This is a genomic window from Bacillus mycoides (genome assembly GCF_001757995.1).
In the GTDB taxonomy this organism is placed as follows: domain Bacteria; phylum Bacillota; class Bacilli; order Bacillales; family Bacillaceae_G; genus Bacillus_A; species Bacillus_A mycoides_B.
Window position 1 is genome coordinate 1 of sequence record NZ_LXLV01000015.1, and the last position, 1,572, is coordinate 1,572.

2 protein-coding genes and 1 pseudogene are annotated in these 1,572 nt (G+C 33.5%); 1 reads left to right on the forward strand and 2 read right to left on the reverse strand.

Annotated elements, in window-relative coordinates; genetic code table 11:
- Positions 1 to 755, reverse strand: a 755-nt coding sequence (locus BWGOE10_RS04730) for an Rpn family recombination-promoting nuclease/putative transposase (protein WP_070168344.1), incomplete at its 3' end; no start/stop codon positions are given.
- A gap of 169 nt (positions 756 to 924) precedes the next feature.
- Positions 925 to 1,140, reverse strand: a pseudogene (locus tag BWGOE10_RS29535) (DDE-type integrase/transposase/recombinase); the annotation flags it as partial.
- A gap of 55 nt (positions 1,141 to 1,195) precedes the next feature.
- On the opposite strand from BWGOE10_RS29535, the gene BWGOE10_RS04735 reads away from it, so the two are divergent.
- Positions 1,196 to 1,501: a barstar family protein gene (locus BWGOE10_RS04735; RefSeq protein ID WP_070141121.1), complete on the forward strand. Its 306-nt coding sequence runs from the start codon at positions 1,196 to 1,198 to the stop codon at positions 1,499 to 1,501.
- The last annotated feature ends 71 nt before the right edge of the window (positions 1,502 to 1,572 follow it).

Below are 1,572 nucleotides of genomic sequence, written 5' to 3' on the forward strand. Positions count from 1 at the left end.
TTTTTCCCCTCATTACGAGCATGAGCAAACTTTGCAGCCTCATCCATTAAGGCCTTTTCTCTTGCTTCATATGCTTGACGGAAAGAAGAATCTTGACTCATACGTTCCCACTTATTCATTGCTTTTTGTAAAATCGGATCTTGGTTCATGGCAATGTCCTCCAATGTTTGTGTGAGATACTCATCTTCATTCGCTGGTAATAATAATAACCAACGAACAAACGAATCTTCCCACGGATTAACTTTCTCTTCGCGCCATTGCTGTAGTAACTTTGGAATCTCTACAATATGAACTTCTATATCGTCACTTAATAACTTTTGTTGTTGCTGATTCCAAAGGATTCCTGTTGTATGAAACGCTTCATATTCTGGAAACATCACAAAATTTAACAAGTTAATGGTAATCGTTTTATGAAGTGAGCTATAAGGCATTCCTTTTTGCAATTGAGAGGTGTATAACCTTCCCCAATAATACAAGCTTCGTTTGATCATATCGTGATTGTTATTCAATTGTATTTCCACATTTACCTTTGTTCCTGTATTTAATGTAGCCGAAATATCTAAAATCGATAATTTATCTTCTTCATATTCTCGATGCAAATGTGGATCTTCTAATTGTAGGGAAACAATAGGTGACTCTAAAGAATCTTTTAATATTGCATTTAAAAAGGCAACTAAAATATCTTCATTCCCATTTGTGCCAAATAACTGCTTAAATGCAAAATCGATACGTAAATTTACTAATGAATTGGACATGTTTTTCCTCTTCCTGTTTCAGACTATATCTTTACCTATATTGTACATAAAACCAAAGTCAACATGCAAACAATCCCTTATGATTTATATAAGCGAAGCATATAGATATACAGGCTCTGTTGCAAAGTTTGAAAAAATCATAAACAGGTTGGTAAATGAGGAACAATGTCTAGGAAGTAGCTAGTAATTGTTGAAGTTCATTGTACGTTGAAAAGGCGGAGTCTCTTCGAAGACTTCGCCTTTGTTTATATAGGGCATGAATGGTCTCAATACCTTTAATCGTACGTGAAGCATGACGAAGATTTTGAAATTCTGCGGATTTGACAAAATGCTTCTTTACATGCCTATGATCCTGTTCAATAAGATTGTTTAAATGTTTAAGTGATATATTGTAAAAAAATGATAAAATATAAGCCTAATATGTTAATGGGGTGTATAAATTGAGTAATAAACATGCATCAATTATGGTCATAGATGTAAGCAACATTTATAATGCAAAAGAGTTGCATTTACTGCTTAAAGAGAAACTTGAGTTTCCTGATTTTTACGGGGAAAATTGGGATGCCTTTTGGGATTGTATTACAGGATTTGTGTTTCCTTTGCCAAACAAAATGATCTTCGACGGATGGTCAAAGTTAGAAAAAAGGTTACCGAGAGATACAAAAATAATGAAAGAGTGCCTTCTTGATTATAATGAAGAGCATAGAAAGAACCCTGAATGGAAAAGCGAATACTTATTTAATTAAATAGCAGGAAATATTTATGCTGTGACTAAGAATCTTAATATAGAATAAGAAGCCCTACTAGGGGCTTTTTT